This is a genomic window from Bacteroidota bacterium, from assembly GCA_036522515.1.
GTDB lineage: Bacteria > Bacteroidota > Ignavibacteria > UBA10030 > SZUA-254 > VBOC01.
The window spans coordinates 65,288-84,963 of the sequence record DATDFQ010000024.1 but is presented as its reverse complement, the minus strand read 5'-3'; the positions used below and the strand labels follow the sequence as shown (position 1 = coordinate 84,963).

General features: G+C 57.7%; 18 protein-coding genes. 13 read left to right on the top strand and 5 right to left on the bottom strand.

Features of this window, described 5'->3' with window-relative positions; translation table 11 throughout:
- Nucleotides 1-165 precede the first annotated feature (165 nt).
- Nucleotides 166-1,587 carry a T9SS type A sorting domain-containing protein gene (locus VI215_03790; GenBank protein HEY6191429.1) on the top strand — a complete coding sequence of 474 codons (1,422 nt, stop codon included), beginning with the start codon at nt 166-168 and terminating at the stop codon, nt 1,585-1,587.
- A gap of 126 nt (nt 1,588-1,713) precedes the next feature.
- Here VI215_03790 and VI215_03785 read toward each other — a convergent pair whose 3' ends face one another.
- Nucleotides 1,714-2,028, bottom strand: coding sequence for a CopG family antitoxin (locus tag VI215_03785; protein HEY6191428.1), 315 nt, complete (start codon nt 2,026-2,028; stop codon nt 1,714-1,716).
- A 485-nt stretch (nt 2,029-2,513) separates the two neighbouring features.
- Here VI215_03785 and pta point away from each other — a divergent pair, with 485 nt between their 5' ends.
- Nucleotides 2,514-3,497, top strand: coding sequence for a phosphate acetyltransferase (gene pta / locus VI215_03780; GenBank protein ID HEY6191427.1), 984 nt, complete (start codon nt 2,514-2,516; stop codon nt 3,495-3,497).
- 43 nt (nt 3,498-3,540) lie between these two features.
- Nucleotides 3,541-4,683, top strand: a complete 1,143-nt coding sequence (locus VI215_03775) for a heparan-alpha-glucosaminide N-acetyltransferase domain-containing protein (protein HEY6191426.1) — start codon at nt 3,541-3,543, stop codon at nt 4,681-4,683.
- A 408-nt stretch (nt 4,684-5,091) separates the two neighbouring features.
- On the opposite strand, the gene VI215_03770 is transcribed toward VI215_03775, so the two are convergent.
- Nucleotides 5,092-6,255 (bottom strand): anhydro-N-acetylmuramic acid kinase, encoded by a 1,164-nt coding sequence (locus tag VI215_03770; GenBank protein ID HEY6191425.1) that lies wholly within the window; start codon nt 6,253-6,255, stop codon nt 5,092-5,094.
- 56 nt (nt 6,256-6,311) lie between these two features.
- Between VI215_03770 and nfo the strand changes: the two genes are divergently transcribed.
- The 3 genes from nfo (at nt 6,312) to VI215_03755 (ending at nt 9,384) form a co-directional block, all read left to right on the top strand.
- A complete protein-coding gene (gene nfo, locus VI215_03765; protein ID HEY6191424.1) occupies nt 6,312-7,202 on the top strand; it encodes a deoxyribonuclease IV in 891 nt (296 codons plus the stop codon).
- Nucleotides 7,203-7,414: 212 nt separating this feature from the next.
- Nucleotides 7,415-8,500, top strand: a complete 1,086-nt coding sequence (gene amrS, locus VI215_03760; protein HEY6191423.1) for an AmmeMemoRadiSam system radical SAM enzyme — start codon at nt 7,415-7,417, stop codon at nt 8,498-8,500.
- 98 nt (nt 8,501-8,598) lie between these two features.
- The gene (locus VI215_03755; GenBank protein ID HEY6191422.1) at nt 8,599-9,384 is read left to right on the top strand and encodes a DUF309 domain-containing protein; all 786 of its coding nucleotides are present in this window, start codon (nt 8,599-8,601) and stop codon (nt 9,382-9,384) included.
- Nucleotides 9,385-9,428: 44 nt separating this feature from the next.
- Here the strand turns inward: VI215_03755 and VI215_03750 are convergent, their stop codons facing one another.
- The 3 genes from VI215_03750 to VI215_03740 form a co-directional block, all read right to left on the bottom strand.
- The gene (locus tag VI215_03750) at nt 9,429-11,015 is read right to left on the bottom strand and encodes a hypothetical protein (GenBank protein HEY6191421.1); all 1,587 of its coding nucleotides are present in this window, start codon (nt 11,013-11,015) and stop codon (nt 9,429-9,431) included.
- A gap of 45 nt (nt 11,016-11,060) precedes the next feature.
- Entirely contained in the window at nt 11,061-13,487 is a 2,427-nt protein-coding gene (locus tag VI215_03745) for a hypothetical protein (protein ID HEY6191420.1), read from the bottom strand.
- Nucleotides 13,488-13,654: 167 nt separating this feature from the next.
- Nucleotides 13,655-13,927, bottom strand: coding sequence for a hypothetical protein (locus VI215_03740; protein HEY6191419.1), 273 nt, complete (start codon nt 13,925-13,927; stop codon nt 13,655-13,657).
- Between the two features lie 441 nt (nt 13,928-14,368).
- Between VI215_03740 and VI215_03735 the strand changes: the two genes are divergently transcribed.
- The 7 genes from VI215_03735 to VI215_03705 all read left to right on the top strand — a co-directional run bounded on the left by VI215_03735 (nt 14,369) and on the right by VI215_03705 (nt 19,620).
- Complete coding sequence (locus VI215_03735; protein HEY6191418.1) at nt 14,369-14,524, top strand: lmo0937 family membrane protein; 156 nt, start codon at nt 14,369-14,371, stop codon at nt 14,522-14,524.
- Nucleotides 14,525-14,565: 41 nt separating this feature from the next.
- A complete protein-coding gene (locus VI215_03730) occupies nt 14,566-16,038 on the top strand; it encodes a DUF3943 domain-containing protein (GenBank protein ID HEY6191417.1) in 1,473 nt (490 codons plus the stop codon).
- Nucleotides 16,035-16,850, top strand: coding sequence for a phosphatase PAP2 family protein (locus VI215_03725; protein HEY6191416.1), 816 nt, complete (start codon nt 16,035-16,037; stop codon nt 16,848-16,850). The genes VI215_03730 and VI215_03725 overlap by 4 nt, the downstream gene beginning before the upstream one ends.
- A gap of 62 nt (nt 16,851-16,912) precedes the next feature.
- Nucleotides 16,913-17,335 carry a hypothetical protein gene (locus tag VI215_03720; protein ID HEY6191415.1) on the top strand — a complete coding sequence of 141 codons (423 nt, stop codon included), beginning with the start codon at nt 16,913-16,915 and terminating at the stop codon, nt 17,333-17,335.
- Nucleotides 17,336-17,383: 48 nt separating this feature from the next.
- Nucleotides 17,384-18,742: a hypothetical protein gene (locus VI215_03715; protein ID HEY6191414.1), complete on the top strand. Its 1,359-nt coding sequence runs from the start codon at nt 17,384-17,386 to the stop codon at nt 18,740-18,742.
- Between the two features lie 54 nt (nt 18,743-18,796).
- Complete coding sequence (queF, locus tag VI215_03710; GenBank protein HEY6191413.1) at nt 18,797-19,246, top strand: preQ(1) synthase; 450 nt, start codon at nt 18,797-18,799, stop codon at nt 19,244-19,246.
- The gene (locus VI215_03705; GenBank protein ID HEY6191412.1) at nt 19,243-19,620 is read left to right on the top strand and encodes a DUF423 domain-containing protein; all 378 of its coding nucleotides are present in this window, start codon (nt 19,243-19,245) and stop codon (nt 19,618-19,620) included. Before queF ends, VI215_03705 begins: the two co-directional genes overlap by 4 nt.
- Nucleotides 19,621-19,676: the final 56 nt, after the last annotated feature.

The following is a 19,676-nucleotide window of genomic DNA, read 5'->3' as shown; positions in this document are numbered from 1 at the left end:
CGGGGAGGGCTCAATCGGCATTCGATGTCGCCAGCCAGTCCGTAGCTTCATAATCCCGTTGACTTTAGCGAGAATTATTCCTACTAATAGGGTGCCTGCTTGTACCGGCCGATGGGGAGGCGCCACTGATCTGGGGGGAAGTTCCAGGAGGAAAGGAAGCATAATGTGAAACGTACATCCACTCTGTTGTCCACCATTCTCTTTTCCGTTCTACTCCAGGCGCAACCGAACTATCGCACCTTCGACCAGGCGGAGCTCAGTCTCCCCAAGGAGACGAAGGCGGGCAGAGTTGGGAATAGATATCTCCGCTTTATCTTCCACAATACCCGGACCGACACGGTCTGGGGCCTTCATGTTCACTTCTCCAGGGTGCCACTGGCGTTCGACGTCGCCCACGACATGCATTTACGCATTCCCTGGAATGACAGTCTCGATCTGATAACGCTCTCCGACCCGATTCTCCCGGATAGTTCTGTCGCGTTTTATCTGCTCATTCACAACAGCATTATGAAATACACGACCGTTGAATGGTGGTGGTGGCTTGGAGGAATTCCGGACAGCGACTGGCAGAACGCACCGTTAAGCCGGATCGGCCCCGTCAACGCCGGAATGCATGCTGATGGAATACTTGACACCTATATTCGGCCCAATGCCGGAAACGTGCGCGACTATCTCTATAAAAGGATCATCACAAGGCCGGATGGCCTCATCCTTGGCCTCGAGCAAAGAGATCACGACAGCGCCCGGGTGCGGGGATGGATCAGATATGTAAATGCGGACAGGAGGTTCTTTCCACACAGCGCAACTCCCCGTTGTCTCGATGAAATCGTCACCGGTTTGGGGGGAGTGAAGCCGTTCGTCGGCCAGTTGAGGAATCCACATGTACCGAAACACAACAATCTCCTCCTTGGAGACCTGCATGCCCTTAAGCTTGCGGTCATCGCGAACGATTACGGGATGACTGAACCCGACACCCCTGCCACGCGGCTGGGTGACCTGATCTACTCCGACCCCGGTAATCCGGGTGAAGCGTTTAACAATCTGACCGTTCGCCAGATTGCCCATCTGGCGGATTCGGCGCTGACCTATTGTTCGAACTTCGACCCGTCCTTCTATGGTCATGTCGACTCTGTCATCAGCCGCATCAATAACGCCTTCAACGGACCCTATACTGCGACTTCATTTCAACCCCTTCGAATCGCGGGTAGAAGTCCGCTTCCCTTATTTCTACACCCCAATGCTTCCGCATCGCCCCCCGTTCTGCATCGGGCGGGATCTGAACTTGGCGTCGATGAACCCGATCGCTTCGCGCTCGGACAGAATTTCCCAAACCCATTCAATCCTCTGACGACGATCGAATTTGAACTCGCGGACGAAGCGCTGGTAACAATCGACATTTATGACATCCTGGGCGTGAAGGTTGCCACCCTCGCTTCAAAAGAACATTTCGATCAGGGCGCGAACGAGGTGGAGTTCGACGGTTCGAGGGTTTCGTCCGGAGTCTATTTTTACCGGATCCGGGCGGAGAACCTCGATGGAAGCAGGCTTCTCTATAGCGGTATCAGGAAAATGATTCTTCTAAAATAGGATACCCCGCACGGGTTGTTCTATTGGGCGTCGGATCTATCCCTGGGGGCGTTTGTTATTGCCGGATGTGGAATACGCCCGGTCTTTTTTATGTTTTGCCCTGTAAGATGCCATCGCCTTTCGGCCTCAAACGACAGCTTTCTTTCGCCGTTCTGTGAGAAGTTGGATCGATCTCCGGAGGGCCTTCTCATCAACGAGCCGATTTGTCACGAACTTATGTAGAATGCTGGAAATCAGGGTTTGATACGGAATACCTTCCTCACGGGAGCGTTTCTTCAGTTCTTCAAGAACCATCTCCGAGATTCGGATGTTTACATTCCGCGTTTTTCGGATCCTTTCCAAAACACCTTCCAGCTTCGCGAGTTCCTTTCTCGAAATGGGGCGATAGTCTTTGGCGGAAGACTCGATTTTCCTCTCTCCCTTGTCAAGTTTTAGCTTCATGGGGCTTGCTCTCCGTATTGTCGATGGAAATCTCGGCTTGGAAATATTGTCTTGAGTACGATATTGTTTTCATCGTCTAGTACAAACGGAACGGCATGAATGTATCCGCGAATAGGGATCAGAAAAATCCACTGTCGCGGACGCTTGTTGTGTTTGACGATCTTAACGTATTGCTTCCGAATGATGAGATCGGCGACTTCTTCAAACGAAATACCTCGCTCTTTTTTGAGCTTCTTGTTCTTATCTTCGTCCCACAGAAAGTCCACGATTGAATATATGACATTATATATACAATGTCAATCTATGGAACAACCGCGGCTCCGGCACAAAACGGGGCAAACAAAGGATCCGGCTAAAATCAGATGGTGTAAGCTCCGCTCGAAATACCTTTGTCACCGGAAAGAGAAGTTTAGCAGCAACCTGGGGTGCCTGCTTTTTTCTGCCGATGTGGATTACGAGCGGCCTTTTTCGTATTTTGCCCTCCCATGCTACCATCTGATCTCCTTAAGAGCCTCCGGGAGCAGGCCAAAAAGTTAAAGAAGGCCGTGGTCCTTCCCGACGCCCTCGACAAGAGGATGCTGGAAGCGGCTGCGATTCTCTCGGAAGAAGCACTCGCGAAGCCCATCCTGGTCGGCGATGAGACGGCGATCCGTTCGAACGCCGGCTCGCTCTCGATCGATTTGAAGAACACCCGGATTGTCGATCCCTCCAAATCGGATAAGCTCAGCGATTTCACGAACCTCTTCTTCAACCTTCGGAAACAGAAGGGGATCGATCTTGACGCGGCACGCAAGGCGATGCTGAACCCTCTTTTTTTCGGAGCAATGATGGTAAGGGAGGGAATGGCCCATGGGAGCGTGGCCGGTTCCCTGTCCACCACCGGCGACGTGCTTCGCGCGGCGATTCAGGTCATCGGATTGCAGGATGGTATCGGCGTCGTGTCGAGCTTCTTCCTGATGGTCTTCCCCCACAGGGTATTTACGTTTGCCGATTGCGCAGTCGTGCCGGATCCGACGGTGGAACAGCTCGCAGACATCGCTCTGGCGACGGCGGAGAATCACCGGAAATTGAGCGGCGAGGAACCGAGAGTGGCGATGCTTTCGTTCTCTACGAAAGGAAGCGCTGCGCACCCGTTCATCGAAAAGGTGCAGCAAGCCACTGCGATTGTGCGGCGAAAGGCGCCCGGTCTCCTTGTCGACGGGGAATTACAGCTTGACGCCGCGATCGTCCCGTCCGTGGCTCGCTCAAAGGCGCCCGAAAGTCCCGTCGAAGGAAATGCGAACGTCTTAATCTTCCCCGATCTCAATGCCGGAAACATCGGTTACAAGCTCGCCGAACGTCTCGGCGGCGCGCAGGCGATCGGCCCGATCATTCAGGGCCTCCGGAAGCCGGCCTTCGACCTTTCCCGCGGATGCAGCGTACAGGACATCGTCAACACCGTCGCAATCAACTGTGTACTGGCTCCGTAGGAGCAGCTCACCCGGCGGACCTCTCCGCTAAGACCCCCCGATTTTGGACAAACCGCGACTTCTCTTCATCGACCTTTACAGGACCGCCGTCATCCTCCTGATGTTGGAGGGTCACGTCTTCCGCAGCCTCCTCAGCAGGGATTTGCAGCAGTCGGACCTCTTCCAGTTGCACGAGTTCTTTCACGGGTTGACGGCGCCGGCCTTCCTGTTCGGGGCCGGGCTGACATTTGTGATCTCCACCCGCCGGAGGTGGGCCGAATACCATCATTGGGGGGAGCCGGTTGCGAGGAGACTCAGGAGGTATCTTCTCATCCTCGCCCTCGGGCTGGTCGTGCACCTGCCGTTCTTTTCGCTCCGGAAGATCATGGTAGAAGGGACAACGGCGGACCTCCTGCAGCTCTTCCAGTCGGATGTCCTGGCATGCATCGGGTTCGGACTGATTTTCCTGCAGGGGCTGGTTTTCTTGTTCAAATCGGAGACGCGATTCTATGTGGCTGTCTCCGTTATAACGGGACTGATATGCGTTCTGACTCCGCTGTTGTGGGAGGTCGACTTCCTGAACTTCCTTCCTCTTCCGGCGGCGCAGCTCCTGAACGGGCTCCACGGATCGGCATTTCCGCTCTTCCCCTTTGTCGGATTCCTGTTCGCAGGGGCGATCGTTTCGTGGGAATTCCTCGCCGCCGCGGAGAAGGGGAGCGAAGTCCAATTCGCCCAGCGCCTTTCCATGGTCGGGACGGGTTTCATCCTGGCCGGCGTGGTCCTCGACGTGATGCCGGTCCAGATTTATCCGAGCTACAATTTCTGGTTCACGAGCCCCGAGTACTTCCTGATCCGGACCGGTGCGTTGCTATTAATAACGTGCGGGTTTTGGAGTATTGCGGGGCGTTTCCGGCAGAAGGAGGGGTACCTGACGCTTCTCGGAAGGGAATCGCTCTTCGTCTATGTGATTCACCTCTTTCTGCTTTACGGATCGGCGGTGAATCCCCAGCTTGATCTCCAGGAAATACTGGGCCAGGATCTGGGGATAGGGGCGTCGCTGGGCGTCCTGCTCGCTCTCACGGCCTTTCTCTTCGCGTGCGCAGCAGTTTGGAATTTCTTGAGAAGAAATCACCTGCCGGTGTACCGGTTGATTCAGTTGGGAGTGAGCGGAGTGTTCCTGTATCTCTTCTTTACGAGGGATTTTTAGGAGGGGCCACCTCGAGCGGCGTTCGAGTCTTGAAGAGCGCAAGCTGAAGCTTGCGCCTACCGATGCCCCTACCGTTTCCTCGTTCCCACGCTCTGCGTGGGAACGCGTATGTCGGCGCTCTGCGCCGACAAGAAAGCCCGCAAGCTAAAGCTTGCGGCTACCGATACCTCTGGACCTTTCTCTTGGTAGCCGCAGCCTTTAGGCTGCGTTACGTTTCACGCAAGCTAAAGCTTGCGGCTACCGATACCTCTGGACCTTTCTCTTTCCTCGTTCCCACGCTCTGCGTGGGAACGCATACGTCGGCGCTCTGCGCCGACAAGAAAGCCCGCAAGCTAAAGCTTGCGGCTACCGGTGCCTCTGCTGCATTCTTTTGGTAGCCGCAGCCTTTAGGCTGCGGGCTCTTCCTCTTCAAGGTAAACAAATCGTCCCGAGGATCGTCTCCCTCGTTGCCCCCGTCGCGCCCATCACGTTTGAAGGGTTCCCGCTCATCGTTTCATTCGCGAGCACCGCGAAGCAGATCGCTTCCTTGGCCCGAGAGGGAAGAGGGGTGTTGTCAGTCGTGGAAACCTTCGCACCGGAAAAGTACCTTCTCAAGGCATTCATCACATAATCGTTCCGAGATCCACCCCCGCTTACGAGAAGTTCGTCGACCGTTGCCCTTCGCCGGAGAAACTGCCGGTACCCCAAATAAATGCTGAGGGCCGTGAACTCGGACGCCGTGGCAATGATATCTTCCTTTGCTTCCCCCTTTGATCGGCGCAGAATCTCCCGGATGAACGGCCGGCCAAACATCTCCCGACCCGTCGATTTCGGCGGCCTTCGTTTCAGATAGGGATGCCGAACCATCCAGCTCAAGAGCGAAGCGAGGAGCCGCCCCCGGGACGCGATCGCTCCTCCCCGGTCATAGGATTTTCCAAAAAACTTCTGCGCGAGAGAATCGATCACCATGTTGCCTGGTCCGGTATCGAACGCGATCACGTCCTTGAGCGAGCATCCCCTGGGAAGCAGCGTGAGGTTTGCGATTCCGCCGATGTTAAGCGCCGCCCGGGTCCGTTTCCGCGAGCGGAGCAGAATGTAATCGACATACGGAACGAGGGGAGCCCCGGATCCCCCCACCGCCACGTCGGCGAGGCGAAAGTCGCCCACAGTGGCGACGCCGGTGAGCTTCGCGATCACCGACGGGCTTCCGATCTGGAGCGTGCCACGGATCCTTTGTCCGAACATCGTTTTCAGAAGGGGCTGATGTTGAATCGTCTGCCCATGCGACCCGATCAGGTCAATCTTTTCCAACTTCCTCCCCGAGCGCCTGACGATCTTCTTTACCGCGTCGGCGAACAACTCCGCCAGAAGGACGTTAAGCCTCGTCACATCGTCGAGGCGCGCCGTGTCCGGATCCGAGTTTTTGAGAATGAATTTCTTCAACGCGGGGTGGTACGGATAGGTCTGAAATTCCAGTTCCCGGACGCGCGTTCCGGCGCCGGAGCCCGTCACTTCGACAAGGACTGCGTCAATTCCATCCGCCGACGTCCCCGACATCAACCCGACGACCAATTTCTTCTTTTTGGCGGACACTCTTCTGGTAATCTTGATTCTTGAACTTTAGCGGGAGGTTCTTATATTAGGCATCGATGCCCGGTAAAAGCAAAAAGAATATCGCCACTCCTCTCGACGGTCCTCTCATCGGCGCGCACGAATCGATCGCCGGCGGAATCGAAACGGCCTTCGAGCGAGGCGACCGCGCCGGCTGCAGGACGCTCCAGGTCTTCACGAAGAACAGCAATCAGTGGCGCGCGAAGCCCCTCAGCGAAGAGGCCATCGCAAACTACAAAACCGCCGCTTCGAAATCAACAATCAGGCCTGTCGTCGCTCACGATTCATACCTGATCAACCTCTGCGCGACCGACCTCTCCATCCTGGAAAAATCCCGCGAGGCGTTCATCGATGAGTTGCAGCGCTGCGACGCGCTCGGGATTCCCTACCTCAATTTCCATCCCGGAGCCCATATGGGCGCGGGGGAGGAGGAGGGGATCAAGAAAATCGTCGAGTCCCTGAACCAGGCGCACGAAGCGACTCAGGGTTTTAAAGTCATGAGCGTCCTCGAAACTACAGCTGGACAGGGATCCGCGATCGGCCACCGGTTCGAGCAGCTCAGGGCGATCATCGACGAAGTAGACGATCCCGCCAGGATGGGCGTGTGCATCGATACCTGCCATATTTTTGCAGCCGGCTACGACATCAGGTCGAATGAGGCCTACCAAAAGACTATCACCGAGTTCGACCAGATCGTCGGATTGCGCCGCCTGGTGGCGATTCACATCAACGATTCGAAAAAGCCGCTCGGCTCGAAAGTCGACCGGCACGAACATATCGGAAAAGGAGAGATCGGGAAGGAGGGATTCCGGTGCCTGATGAAGGACGAACGATTGGCACAAATCCCGAAGATCCTCGAGACGCCGAAGGGGGAGGACCTCAAGGAGGACAGGATGAACCTCGCACTCCTCAGGAAGCTCGCGAAGTAGTGCGCTATCCAGCTCGTCATGCTGACATGCTTCAGGTCAGCATCTTATCCCTCGTTTCGGTGCTCTGTGTGGGAACAAGATAGAAAGATCCCGACCTGAAACATGTCGGGATGACGGGCGGAGATAAAAGTCCGGGAGTTGTGGAGTTGATCCTGATTTGACATCCTCCGATTTAGATTTATATTGCAGGAGGGAGGCGGCGGAAAAATGCGATGCCGGAAACTGATGAACTGACCCTCAAGGAACTTCTCGCCAGGCATACCCGGTCGGGCGAGCTGTGCCGGGAACTGGGGGACGGCAAACTCGAGTGCTTCGCCTGCGGTCACCGCTGCGTCATCGGCCCGGGGAAGGACGGGATCTGCCGGGTCCGCTTCAATCGCGACGGAAAGCTCTATGTCCCCTGGGGGTATGTCGGCGCCCTCCAGCTCGATCCCGTCGAGAAGAAACCGTTCTTCCATGCCCTCCCCGGAAGCCGGGCGATGAGCTTCGGCATGCTGGGGTGCGACTACCACTGCGGATATTGCCAGAACTGGGTCACCTCCCAGGCGATCCGCGATCCCTCCGCGGTTTCTCCCCCCGAATTCCTCACCCCGGAAGACTTCGTAACCCTTGCAATCGAGCGCGGCGCCAGGATCGTCACGAGCACCTACAACGAACCGTTGATCACCAGCGAGTGGGCGGTGGAGATTTTCAAGATGGCGAGGCGGTACGGACTCGTCACTTCGTACGTCTCGAACGGGAACGGGACGCCCGAGGTGCTTGAGTATATCAGGCCGTGGGTGGACCTCTACAAGGTCGATCTGAAGGGGTTCGACGACAAGCGATACCGGAAGCTCGGCGGCGTGCTGGATCACGTGCTCGATACGATCAGGCGGCTTCACGAGATGAAGATCTGGCTCGAAATCGTGACTCTCCTGATCCCGGGATACAACGACTCCGAGGGGGAGATCAGGGACATCGCGCGGTTCATCGCCTCCGTTTCTCCGCAGATCCCCTGGCACGTGACGGCCTTCCACTCCGATTACAAGATGATGGACACGGGCAACACACCGGCCCGAACGCTCGTCCGGGCCGCGGAAATCGGGCAGGAAAGCGGTCTCCACTACGTGTACGCGGGAAACCTCCCCGGCCAGTTGGGCCGTCATGAAAACACCTACTGTCCTTCCTGCAAGCGTCTCCTCATCGAACGGAGGGGATTCACCGTTCTCGGGAACGCGCTCGCTGACGGCCGGTGTCCGCATTGCAGCGCGTCGATTCCCGGATTCTGGAACGTCCCCGCGGGGAATCAAACTGTTTGAATTTTCATCCCCTTTTCGTATCATCCCCTATGGCAAGCACGCGCCCTCAGAAGAAGAAACCATCCGAGATCAATCGCGCTCCGTTGAAGGAGCTCGCGATGAGCGCGGAAGATTGGGCGGAGTTCGAACATGGCGTGAGATTATTCAACGCCTGCAAGTTCTGGAACGCCCACGAGGCGTGGGAACAGGTCTGGCTGAGGCACAAGGAAGACGAGCGTTTGTTTTTCCAGGCGCTGATCCAACTCGCCGCGGCGTATCATCAACTCCTGACGAAGGCGAGCCACCGCGGATTATTGAATAACTTCGACAAGTCGTACGAAAAACTTGCCGTCTTCGAGCCCGAGTACCTGGGAGTTCTGGTCAAGCCGCTGTTGAAGTTCATCGAGGAAGGGAAGAAGGAGGCCGAACGCCTCGGCCCCGCCGGCGTTCAGGAGTTCAATCATAATCTGATACCGAAGCTGCAGTTTCACAAGCCGGTAAACCCCGATCTTAGGGTCGAAATCACCGAGGTGGTGCGCTCGGAACGGTTCAGGGACGGCGTGCGGCTCTTCAACGAAGGGTACCATTGGGAAGCCCACGAGGCGTTCGAAGACGTCTGGCGCGACCAGGAATCGGACGCCAAGACGTACGTGCAGGGTTTCGTGCAGATGGCCGCCGCGTACAGTTTCATCAAGCTCCACAAGGCCGGCAGCGCGGTCTATCTCTTCGAGAAGGCGCTACAGAAGTTCGTCGAGTTCGAGCACCTCGATGGCGGAATCGCTTTGAAGCCGTTGATCGATTCGATGCAGGTGGGGTTGCTTGCGATCAGGAGATCTGCGGGGAACGGAGAGACGAAGGTAAAAGACGCGCCTCCTCCGATGATTGCTTTGCCTCAGGGATCGTAGCGCAGCCTGAAGGCTGCGGCTACCGACGAATCCGGCACATCAGGTTAGCCGCCTTTGCGGGCCGCCTGCTCGAGCTGGAGATGCTGCTCCGTTGAGATCTTCAACCCGGTCCGGAGCTGTTGGAGCTGATCCGCCGCGCCGCTCGAAACCGACCCTCCTTGCCACGCCTGCTTCAGCGCCTGCGTGTAAATCTCAACCCTTGCCTTCTCCTCGAGCTTCTGATGTTCCTCCTCGCTGATCCCGAGAACTCCGCGCCATTCGAGGAGGATGAGGTTTACCTCCGTGGTTGCCTCTCCCCCCGCCCAGGCTTCCCGGAGGGCCCGGGTGTAGATGCCCGATAAGACCTCGGGGGGAACCTTTCGCGACGCTTCCACGTGCGCGGAGAGGAGCGCGCTCTGAGTTCTTCTGATGCTCGCTTCGAGGTCTCCCGCTTCCGCGTGCCGGGGGTCGATCGCCTGGACTTTCGCGATCTCAAGCAGGGCCTTGTCGTAGGCCTGCTGGACATGATGCTGCCTTGCGAGGTTGAGGAACTCCTGGATCTTCGCGTCGCGAGCATCCCGCTTTCCCTCTTCGCGGGCGGCCTGCAGGGCGACATCCTCTTCGTGCTTGCGCGTCTTCTCCTCCTCGAGCTGCCGCCGGAGCTCCAGCTCCACCTTCTGGCGGGCCACTTCCTCGAGGCGGCGGCGGTTTTCGGCGTCGACGCGCCTTCGTTCTTCCGCCGCGGCGAGCTCTCTTCGCTGTTCCTCTTCGCGCTTCGCGCGTTCCTCGGCGGCGATTTTCCGGCGGGCTTCCTCTTCCAGCCGCCTTTTCTCTTCTTCCGCCTTGAGTTTGGCTTCGCGCTCCGTCCTGGCCCGGGTTTCTTCCTCCAGGCGCCGCTTTTGTTCCTCAATCTTGCGGCGGGTTTCCTCTACGATCTTCGCCTGCTCTTCCTTCCGCCGGGTTTCCTCCTCGATGCGCTTTTTCTCAAGCTCCGTCCGCAGACGTTCCTCATCGAGCTTTTTGGTCGATTCCGTTTCCTGGCGCCGGAGATCCTCGACGAGTTTTTTCTGCGCCTCGGCGGCGAGGGCGCGGTCCTGCTCGGCCTTCATCCGCTGATCTTGTTCCCGCCGTTGAACGATCTCGAGCTCGAGCGCCTTTCTCTTCTGATCTTCGTCGGTCCGTTTGGGGGCCTCGGCCGCTTTCTGCATCTGTTCGGGAACAGCCGTCGCCGGGTCCGCCGGCTGCGTTGCCGCCGTTTCCGGGGCGGTTTGCTGTTCGGCCTGCCTTAGCCTCGCTTCCTCCGCGCGCCTCCTGATCGCGTCAGAGACATCGCTTCTCTCGGCCTTGATCTCGGCCGGTTGCTGTTGCGCCGCCGGCGGAGCGGCGGCTTGCGGGAGGGCAGCCTGGGGTCCGGCGGTCTGGGGGGAGTCCGGTCCTCCGGCCCTGCCCCCTTTCTTCATGTTCCGGAGGCGCTCCTTGTAGGCCCTGGCGTAAAAATTCTGCGGGTCGAGCTCGATCGTCTTGTCGATCTCGACGATCGCGCTGTCGATGTCTCCCGCCTTCATGAATTTGTCTGCGCTCTTCAGAAGCTCGCTCGCCTGTTTCTTTCTGGCGTTGTCTTCCGGGCTGAGGACTTTTTTCTTCGTTAGCATAACGGCAGGGGAGATTGCTTCTGAAACATGGTCGTTGTTTTCATGCTACATCGCCTGTTCGATGGCTGTCCGAAATTCCGGCTGGTCCGAAAGGTTGTAAAAATCCGCGCTCGCAAGCTCGTCGAGGCGGTAACTCAGCCTGACGGCGTCGCTCAGGGCGCGGAGTGCGTTCTCCTTCGCTTTCTCATCGATCTTTTTCTCTTTCTGCGAGTACATCTGAAGCGAGTACATCTGCGCGATCCGGTACTTCACCTCGGGATTGTCCTTTCCCGCCTTATCCGCCTTGAGCGCGAGATCGGCCGCCTCGGTAAATTTCCCCTGGCGGGTGAGCGTCAGGGCGAGGTACGTCATGGCCCGCACGTCCTTGGGGTCCTTCTGGACCGCGGAACGGAGAATCGTTTCGCCTTTTGCCAGGAGGGCGCCGGCATCGACCGGCTTGCCAGTCACCTGGAGCAGCCGGGCCAAACGGTACATCGTCGAGTAATCACCCGGTTCCGCCCGCAACTTCTCCCGGCATGCGGCCGCCACGCGGTCGCTCTGCGTGAGGGAAAGGTCGGGGTCGAGCACCACCGCGTCCGCAAAAGGCCCCACGAGATAGCTGGCTGAATCCCCGGACCATTGGGCTGCGCTCACCGAATAACTCCTCCCCTCGCGCGTGGTGCCTGCGAGGCGGTGCGCGACCGCATAGACATGCAGGAGGTCGGGGTCGAACGGATCGAGCGCGTAGGCTTTCCCGAGCACCGCGAGGGCGTCCTTGTACTTGCCCACTTTCAAAAGGACCTTGGCGCGGGTTAAGAGGTTCGTTCCGGAGCTCGGCGAGTACCGGAGCGCGGTATCAATCACCGCGAGGGCGGCGTTATTATCATTCCGCTGCGAACGGATGGAGCCCAGAACGCGGTACCCCTCGCTGATCGACGGGTCGAGCGAGACGGCGCGCGTCGCAAAGTCCATGGCCTGGGAGAGCGCGGGCTCGGTCCCCTCCCAGTTCCGTTCGACGCGGGTCGCAAGGACGGCGCCGGCGGAGGCGAGCGCTTCAGGAAAGTTTTCATCCTGCCGGGCCGCTTCCTGGAACAGGACGAGGGCATTCTGCGTGCTTTCCGGGGTGACGCGGCGGGTCAGTTCCAACCCCCGCATGTACAACTCATACGCCACATTGTTCGGCCGGCCTCTTCGTGAGGCGAACCCCGAGGGCCTCTCGGCGAGCTCCGAGCCCATCGCGGAGGCGAGTTGCATCGGAATCTGTTCTCCGACGACTGCCAGGCTTTCCGCGGGTGTCTCAAAATGTTGTTCCCAGACAGGGTTGCGGAGAGAATCGATCATCTTGACGTTGATGGCGTATCCGGTGGCAGTCCGGAAGATCGACCCCCGGAGCGCGTAGCGGAAACCGAGACGGAAGGCGGCCTGATCCGGTTCCGGGGACTTCCGCGCAAGCTGATAGGCGGAGGCGAAATCCATGACGATGAACGATTTGTAGCCCCGGAGCCCTGCAGCCGTCACCTCGCCGAGCGAAGATCCGAGCGCCCTGTCTTCGGGGACATCCGACGGGCTGGTCAAGGGCAGCACGGCGATCGAAATTGTCTTGGTCGGACTGCTTCTCCGGAGCTCGAGGATGACCAGTATGCTCACGACGAGGATGGCAATGACGGCCACGACCATCATGGCGGACGCGTAAGCCTTTTTCTTCGCCGTGATGGGGGAGCCTGCGAGGTGGAGGGGGCGTTCTTTCTTTGCTGGTTTTTCGGCTCCCTCTTTTCCTCCGGTTTTCTTTCCCTGCGCCTCTTTGATCTGGCGCTCGATCTCGAGGGCCTTTGCGTTCGCGGGGTCGTTGACGAGGGCCTTCGCCACCTCAACGGAAGCGTGCTCGAGGTCTCCGTCTGCGAAGAATACCTCGGCGCGGGCGATCAGCGACTGGATCCGTTCCTCGCGCTCGCGGCCCTGGGCCCGGGCTTCTTCTTCCTTCTGACGGCGCGCCTCCTCTTTGCGCTTAATCTCGTTTTCTTTGCGCGCGCGTTCTTCCTCGCTCCGCTTTTTCTCGGCTTCGAGGATTTTCGCCCGCTCTTCCTCGCGGCGCGCCCGGTCCTTCTCCGCGGCGGCACGGAGCTCTTCTTCCCTCCGTTTACGTTCGGCCTCTTCTACCGCCCTCTTCTCTTCCTGCTCCTTGCGGCGGAGTTCCTGTTCCTGCCGCTGGCGGGCCTCGATCTTCTTCGAAGCCTCTTTCCGGATCCTGCCGAGAATTGCCTCTTCTTGAGTCTTGAGCGATGCCTCCAGCCGCTGGCGCTCTTCCTGCGCCTCGCGAAGCTTCTTGGCGTAGGCCTGGGAGTCTTCTGCCAGACGGTTCTTGGTGTGTTCGCGGGCGCGCTCGTCCGCCTCCCTTGCGATTTTGCGCGATTCCTCCTCGAAGGTGCGACGCTTCGTCTCTTCAGCTTTGCGCTGAAGCTCTTCCCTGAATTGCGTTTCCCCCTGGTCCGGCACCAAATCACCCTCTCGTCGTGGACTAATAAGAAACAGGCAAAATATAGAGAAATGACCTCCTAATGTCAATAAGGCGGTATCGGGCGTCATGCCTCAAAAACGGGTAAATCGGCCACCGGCGCGGCAAATCGAGAATAATAGTGGGAGCCGTGGCGGCTCCCACCCACTCAATCTTCTGGAAGATGCTTCGTGAGCCACTCGCTCACAGGAGCAAGGACAGGTCCGGCGAAAGGTTTGATGAGTGTTACGACGAGGAGGTGAACGTTCTTGCTCAGGAACGGGAGGATCTTATTGAAAATCGTCCGTGTCTTTTCATCCGTTTCGATGGCATAGGAACCTTCGGCAAGCTGAATATGCTTGTATTGATTAACGATGTTAAGGACGGATTCAGTCTTTGCGCCCTGGCTTGCGTAATCGTATGTGATTAAGAGTACTGACATAATGATCTCCTTTTCATGATGTGTTCTGACGGCCGCTCTACGTTACCTGCTATCGAACCAATCAATATGACGGCTTACCAAACTGAGGAACAGCGAAAAGGCGAAGGAACGAAATCGAACCGGGTAGGAGTGCAGCGAACGTTGATTGACCAAACATCCTCGGTGAACATCGCCCTTGGGATGGCGCGAATCCCGGTCACCGTGAGCTGACATACCAATAAGGATCATACCCGGATGAATAGCGAGGCATTAATTTCATTTAATAGAATTGTAGCATAATTTCGGGGATTTCCCGACCCGCGCAGGCGATCCTGCATTCAAAAGGGATTGATTCTCGGAGGGGCAAAGTCGTATATTATGGTAGGGGGTTCGGCAGATGCCCGGCGTTTGGTGAAATCCGTAATCCGATCTTTACGCCTTCCGGCAGAAAGGAGTGCCCCTATGTTATACACAATCGCCTTCGTTTTGATCGTATTGTGGCTCCTCGGGTTCATCAGCTCCTACACGATGGGCGGTTTCATCCACATCCTTCTTGTCATTGCCATCGTGATCGTCCTGGTCAGAGTGATTCAGGGACGCAACCCGATCGGGAAATAAAAATTACGAGGCATTCCACTTATCCGATCGTCTCTCTCGTCGTGTTCCTCGCCGTTCACCCGGGGAGAGCGCAGAACCGTGGCGCGGGCTCCGGCGTGACCGCGCCTTCGGCCGCGCGGCCGGACACTCTTCCCCAGCATACGGAGGGAGTCAGCACGAAGCCTCCGAACGTATCGTACAGGGACCCCGCGGTCTCAAATATCTATGGAGACCTCCTCGACGACGATCCGGCGGCCAACCCGCGATCCCCGGTGTGGATTCCTGTTCTCGGGGTGGTCGGAGGCAACGTCTTCACATGGGCGGTGGACAGGTATATCTCAAATGCCGATTACTCGAGGGTCGGGTTTCAATCCTGGAGAAAGAACTTCCAGGAGGGGTTCGAATGGGATTCGGACGGATTCGAGATGAACCACTTTTTCCATCCGTACGGCGGGGCGATGGCGTTTACCGGCGGCCGGGCGAACGGGTATGGTTTCTACGAATCTGTCCCTTTCGCATTCGGGAGCAGTCTGATGTGGGAGATGGTCGGAGAGAATACGCAGCCGTCGTATAATGACCTGATCAACACGACGGTGAGCGGCGCGTTCGGGGGAGAAGTGCTCTACCGGTTGAGTTCGAATATTCTGGACGACCGGGCGACGGGGGCGGCGAGGTTCTTTCGCGAGTTGCTCGGGACGGTGATCAACCCGAGAAGGGGATTCAGCAGGCTGACCGAGGGAAGATTGTTCCGGTTGAGCTCGAAAGAGGTCTACCAGAAAGAGCCCCTGAACGTCACCTTTTCCCTCGGGGCGCATAACATCGATGTGGGGTCCATCTTCGGAACGGGAATCACGAACCTGACCACGACCGCCCAATTCGTGTACGGAAATCCGTTTGAACTCAGGTCGAGGAAGCCGTTTGATTTCTTCAAGCTTCGATTCGACATGGACTTCGGGCCGGGTCCGACGCTGATCGACAATATCATCGGATATGGACTCCTGTTCGGATCGAACACACGGGCGGGGCATCTCAATATCATCGCCGGGGGGTTCCAGCATTTTGACTACTGGAATAATACCACCTACCAGGTGAGCTCGTTCGGTTTCGGGGGAGGAATCATGTCGCAGTTGCCGTTCATGATGAACTCCCGGCTGGAATCGGCCCTCCATCTTGCGGTCATACCGTTGGGAGCGGTCAGCTCCCCCTATGTCAATGTCGGCGACAGACGGTATGTGTACGGAGGCGGCATGCAGGCGAAGGTCGAGAATATTCTCGACCTGGGGTGGGGAAGCCTCACAACGGACTATTTCTTATATTGGATCCATACCTACGTCGGAGCGTCCGGAAATAATCTGATCGGCATCTTCAAGCCGAGACTCACGGTCCTGCTTCACAGAAATATCAGCGCGGGATTTGAATACCTCCTGTACCATCGAACAGCCGACTTCGACGAGTTTCCCGGATTCTTTTCGGTCCACTCCGAGGAGAAGGTGTACGTGATGCTCAACCTGGAGAACTTCGGAATCACGGAATGATTGTCGCCTCGTCCTCGAAGCCCCGCTCCCGATCCTTCCGGCGCAAGTTCTGGTTGACGGTCTCCATCGTGGTTGCCTGTCAATCGGCCCTCCATGCTCAGAACAAGTACGACTTTCCCCAGTTCGGCGCCGAATCGCAGATCTTCTTCACGCAGCCTCTTCGCTGGAAGGGAACGGACTGGCTCAAATTCGGATTGACGGGCGCCGCGACGATTCTCGCAATGGCGGCGGACCAACCCATCCGCGACGGGGTTCTGAGAGATCAGAGATATTACAACAGCGCTCCGATCGAGGCCGGCAGAGTCTGGGGCGAGGTCTACATGCCGATCGCGCTCTTCACGGGTTTTGCAATCCATTCTCTGGTCGAAGACGACATCGGGACGCGAAAAATCGGCTATGAGATCGGCCAGGCCTCCCTCTATGCCGCGGCAATCACCTACACGATGAAGTTTGCGTTCGGAAGGGCGAGACCGTACACCGGCGAGGGCGCCGGGAGCTATCATCCCTTCTCGATTTCTGACGACGACTATCATTCGCTTTCAAGCGGGCACGCCACAGTCGCATTCACGCTCTCGACCGTCATTTCAAGGAACGTTCATCCGCTCTGGCTGAAGATTCTGGTCTATCTGCCCGCCGTCCTCACTCCGGTCTCCAGGATCTATCAGGACCAGCACTGGGTGTCCGACAATCTCCTCGGCGCGGCGGTCGGATTTTTCGTCGCGACATGGGTGGTCGACCTTCATGAACAGCAGGAGAGCCGCATCGGGTTGTCTTCCCCGTATCCGCTCACGCTGAGAATAATTATCAATTGAGGTACGCAATGCAATCTCTGTTTCAACTCAATCACCATTACCGACAGAAAGGAGAAGCGCACATGATCAAGCAATCAAGCTATCTCATCGGGCTGGCAGTCTTCCTCTATCTGACTCCGGCATTCGGCATGAGCCAATCGAAGCAGGACACGGCCGTGGCAAAAGCCGCCAGAGCATTGGAGAAGGGAAAGGAGGGGACAAAGGAAGGGTGGCAGAAAACGAAGGAGGGAACAAAGGAGGGTTGGGAGAAGACAAAGGAAGTAACCAACAAGGGCGTGGAGGGAACTGAGAAGGGCTGGGAGAAAACGAAGGAGGGGGCGAAGTCGGCGTACCATGAAGGGAAAAAAGGCGTCAAGAAAGGCGCGAAGTGGACGGAGAAAGCTGCCAAGAAGGGTTGGAAAAAAACAAAAAAGGTGGCCCATAGAGTCGGCGAGGGCTTGAAGGACGATGACGACAAGAACGAGGGGGAGAAAAAGACCCCATAGAGGCCGGGCCATGACGAGCGCGGCGGTTCCCCCGTGCACGGGATCAGTATGCCGCTGAAATCATTCCCGAAAACACCGTTTGCCCGGAAGGTCGCTTGGTACGCGGGTATCGCCGTCGCGGGGGTCGCACTCGTCTGCATGTCGATTTTTCTTTTCGTGCCGGACGCCTATCTCGACGGTTTTGTCGCCCGCCGGATCATCCGTGCTTTTGACGAGGCCTATCCGGATTACACGCTGGCGATCGGCAAGCTGCATTACTCCCTTCTGAACAATCGCCTCGAATGCGATTCCGTCCTGATCGGGAAGCGTGATTCCACCATTTCCTGCAGCGTCGGCAGGTTTTTTGTGGCCGGGATCACCAGGAGACAGCTCCTCTGGGGCGGGGGGGTCGCTCCGGACAACCTCGTGAGCTCCACGGCGGGGGTGGAACGAATTCTGATGATCTTTCCGATGTCGGGATACAAGCTGAGTTGCGACCGCATTCGCGTGTCGGTCCCGGACTCGGTGGTGGTCCTCGAAAAGCTCGAGTATCGTCCGCTCGGAAGCGACGAGGAGTTCTTCGCATCGAGCAAGACGAGGAGAACCCGTTACCGCCTTCTCCTCCCGAGGTGCAACGTCATGGGCTCGGCCTGCCTCCGGCTTCTGGAAGGAGAAGTCCGGTGCACGCGGACGGCGTACATCGAATCGGGCTCCCTCGACGTCCTCATCAACAGGGACAGGCCCGCCGAGACTGAAATCGCAAGCCCGCCAAATGAGATTCTCTCTTCGATACGGAAGACGTTTCAAGTCGACAGTCTCCACCTCGCGAACGGGCATTTGAAGTACGGGGAGCGGTATCAACCCGGTTCGAAGCCCGCCATCTTGACCCTCGAGGACACTCAACTTACACTGGCATGGATCGAAGGAAAGGGAGGCCAGGACACCGCGACCCTTCAGGCCGACGGACGGCTGATGAACGCAGGCCGGCTCGATGTGAGTATTTCGATGCCCATCGCATCCCCGGGGTTCTCGTTCCATTACTCGGGCCGCCTCGGCAAAATGGAGCTGAGCGATTTCAATCCGTTCATCGAAATCTCCGAACAGAAGAGGCTCAAGACCGGAATCCTCCATGGCTCGACGTTCGATATCGATTCGGAGGCGGGAAGGGCGAGAGGCACGGTCACCGCAATCTATAAGGACCTGAAAATCGCCGCAATCTCGGACCGCACGGGGGACGAAGGAGGCGTAGGAAATAAGATCGTCTCATTCATCGGGAATAACATAAAGCTGCGGACGACCAATCTGCCGGATGAATCGGGCTCTATGAAGATCGGCAGGGTAAAGTACGAGAGGAAAAAAGACGAGGCGTTTCTCGCCTTCGCGTGGTACGCGCTTCGCACCGGATTGAGCGACATCGTCGGATTTTGACCGGAATTCTGTTATATTGGTCGCATTCATAACCGAACAGAGTGATAAAAAAGGATGCCGAAAAATAGCCGCCCCCGGAAAACCCCGCCCGCAAATCGCGGTCCGTTTCGCGGACTCGACCGGCGGTACGACGTCCAGGATGTCGCCGCGATCGATGTCGCGGTTCTCGAGACGTTTCCCTACGAATACCCCGGGAGAAGGATCGTCGTCAACATCGACACCGACGAATTTACGGCGGTCTGCCCTTATTCCGGCCTGCCCGACTTCGCGACAGTCCGGATCAATTACATCCCGGGCACGCGCCTGCTGGAGCTGCGTTCGGTGAAATATTACCTCCTCTCGTACCGCAATGTCGGCATCTTCCAGGAGCACGTTGTCAACAGGATCCTGAACGATCTTGCGGCTTGCTGCAAACCGAAGTGGATGGAGGTCGTCGCCGATTACAGGATCCGCGGAGGGGTCCATTCGATCGCGACCGCGGAAACGGGGAGGAAGGGAGGATGAAAACCTTCCTCATCCTCGGGTCGTTGTCCGCCTTCCTCGCGGTGGCGCTCGGGGCGTTTGCCGCGCACGCGCTCAAGGAGAAGCTTCCCGCCGATATGCTCGCCGTCTTCGAAGTGGGAGTCCGCTACCACCTCTATCACTCGCTCGCCCTCTTCGTCGTCGCATGGGTGGGTTCGCAGTTCCCGGGATCGAATATGGACGCGGCGGGATGGCTCTTCGTGGCGGGGATTATTCTTTTCTCGGGGAGCCTCTACGCGATGAGCGTGACGGGAAGCAGGTCGCTGGGAATCATCACCCCGTTCGGAGGTCTCTGCTTTCTCGGAGGCTGGATCTGGATTGCGTACGGGGTGTGGAAGTCGACAATGTCATCCTGATGCCTCCCTTGTCATCCTGAGCGAAGCGAAGGATCTTCCCGGCCGAACGAACGGGA